2 protein-coding genes are annotated in these 2,405 nt (G+C 70.1%); both read left to right on the forward strand.

Features of this window, described 5'->3' with window-relative positions; translation table 11 throughout:
• Positions 1–952: AraC family transcriptional regulator (locus tag P3W75_RS07660; RefSeq protein WP_276226766.1), on the forward strand; the 952-nt coding region annotated here is incomplete at its 5' end.
• 34 nt (positions 953–986) lie between these two features.
• Positions 987–2,405 (forward strand): methyl-accepting chemotaxis protein (locus P3W75_RS07665; protein ID WP_276226767.1); only part of this gene is annotated, 1,419 nt, incomplete at its 3' end.

The following is a 2,405-nucleotide window of genomic DNA, read 5'->3' on the forward strand; positions in this document are numbered from 1 at the left end:
CATCGCCCGGGAGCTGCTCGGCAAGCCCTACGCGCGGGTGCCGATCCTCGCCTACGCGCGGCTCTGGCTGCGCCTGGCGCGGCGCCTGGACGACGAGTTCTTCGGCATGAACGGGCGGCGCATGAAGTCCGGCAGCTTCAACTTCATGGCCCGCGCGGCGATCCACGAGGCGACGCTGGACGCCGCGCTGGAGCGCGCGCTGGCCTTCCTCGGGCTGATCTTCGACGGCCTGCAGCCGCGCCTGGTCAGCCAGGACGGGGTGGCGGCCATCCAGCTCGACGAAGGCCAGGCGCCGGCGCAGCGCGCCTTCTGCTACTTCACCCTGTACCTGATGGTCCACGGCCTGGCCTGCTGGCTGGCGGGCCGGCGCGTGCCGATCCTCGCCATCGACCTGCGCTGCGCGCAGCCGGACTACATCGAGGACTACCGGGTGATGTTCAGCGACAACCTGCGCTTCGGTCGCCGGCAGACCCGCCTGCTGTTCAACGCCGAGGCCCTGGCCTTGCCGGTGCGCCGCGATGCGCGCGAACTGCGGCGCTTCCTCGCCAGCGCGCCGGGCAACATCCTGGTGCGCTACCGCGACCCGCAGAGCCTGGCGGCGCGGATCAAGGCCTACCTGCGCGGCCTGCGCTGCGAGCGCTGGCCGGACCTGGAAAGCCTCGGCAGCCACTTCTACATGGCCTCGTCGACCCTGCGCCGCAAGCTCGCCGCCGAGGGCCAGTCCTACCAGGCGCTGAAGGACCAGCTGCGCCGCGACCTGGCCATCGCCCGCCTGGACGCCGGCGAGGGCAACTTCGCCGACCTGGCCGAGGAACTCGGCTTCGCCGACGCCAGCGCCTTCCACAAGGCGTTCCGCAAATGGACCGGCTCCACCCCCGGGCAGTACCGCGCGCTGATGCAGCAGGAAAATGACTGGCGCGAGCCCTCCAGAATCCCACCACCGGGCCGATAGCCTGGGCACTCCCACGTTCCAAGGACTCCCACCCATGTTCCTGACGCGCCTTTCCATCCAGTGGAAGATCACCCTGCTCGCCGGCCTGTGCCTGCTGTGCACCGTGGCGCTGCTGGTCGGCAGCTCGCTGCTGCGGATGAACCACAACCTGCAGCTGGTCAAGACCGCCAACGCGCAGATGCTCGAGGATGCGGCCCAGGCGCGCATGCAGGCGCGGGCGGAACAGCAGGCGGAGACCATCCAGCGCTTCTTCACCGACGTCTACCACTTCGGCGACCAGTTCACCCGCCAGGTCGGCCAGCTGCGCGCGCAGAGCGCCAAGCACGCCGTCGACCCGCAGGTGTTGCGCGAGGACCTGGTGAAGCTGGTGCATGACGGGCTCAAGTCCAACCCGACCCTGCTCAGCCTCTACGTGGTGTTCGAGCCCGACGCCCTCGACGGCCAGGACGCGCGTTTCGCCGGCCAGGAAGCCCTGGGCAGCAACGAGAAGGGCCGCTTCGGCGCCTACTGGGCGCAGAAGGCCAGCGGCGACAGCAGCCTGGCGGTGACCGAGGCGATGATCGCCGACACCACCGCGATGCTCGACGGCACGCCCTTCAACACCTGGTACCAGTGCCCGAAACAGAACCTCAAGCCCTGCGTGCTCAACCCGTACTTCGACGACGCCTCCGGCCAGCGCGTGCTGATGACCACCCTGGTGTTTCCGCTGATGGAGAACGGCAAGCTGCTGGCGGTGATCGGCGCCGACATCAGCCTCAGCCGCCTGCAGCAGCTGGCCCAGGACGGCGACCGCGACCTCTACGCCGGCGCCGGCGCGGTGCGCATCCTCAGCCCGGCCGGGCTGCTCGCCGGCGACAGCCAGGACGCCAACCAGCTCGGCCAGCCGCTGGGCAAATCCGTGCCCGGCGCTGCCGAACTGCTGGCGATCCAGGCCGCCGGCGCGCCCAAGGCGCTGATGGGCGAGGACAAGCTGCAGGTGGTCGAGCCGCTGCAGGCCATCCCCGACTCGAAGAACTGGGGCGTGCTGCTGGAAGTGCCGCGCCAGGTGCTGCTGGAACCGTCGCTGAAACTCCAGGACGAGCTGGACGAGCGCAACCTCAGCGGCGCGCTCTGGGAAACCGCCTTCGGTGTCGGCCTGGCGCTGGTGGTCCTGTTGCTGCTGTGGCTGACCGCACGCGGCGTGACCCGGCCGATCCTCGGCGTGGCCGGCATGCTGCGCGACATCGCCAGCGGCGAGGGCGACCTGACCCAGCGCCTGAAATACCAGGGGCATGACGAGCTGGGCGAGCTGGCCGGCTGGTTCAACCGCTTCCTCGACAAGCTGCAGCCGATCATCCGCGACGTGAAGTCCTCGGTGCAGGACGCCCGCGCCACCGCCGACCAGTCCGCCGCGCTATCCACCCAGACCAGCGCCGGCATGCAGCAGCAGTTCCGCGAGATCGAGCAGGTGGCC

It is taken from the genome of Pseudomonas citronellolis, from assembly GCF_029335315.1.
Taxonomy (GTDB): Bacteria; Pseudomonadota; Gammaproteobacteria; order Pseudomonadales; family Pseudomonadaceae; genus Pseudomonas; species Pseudomonas citronellolis_A.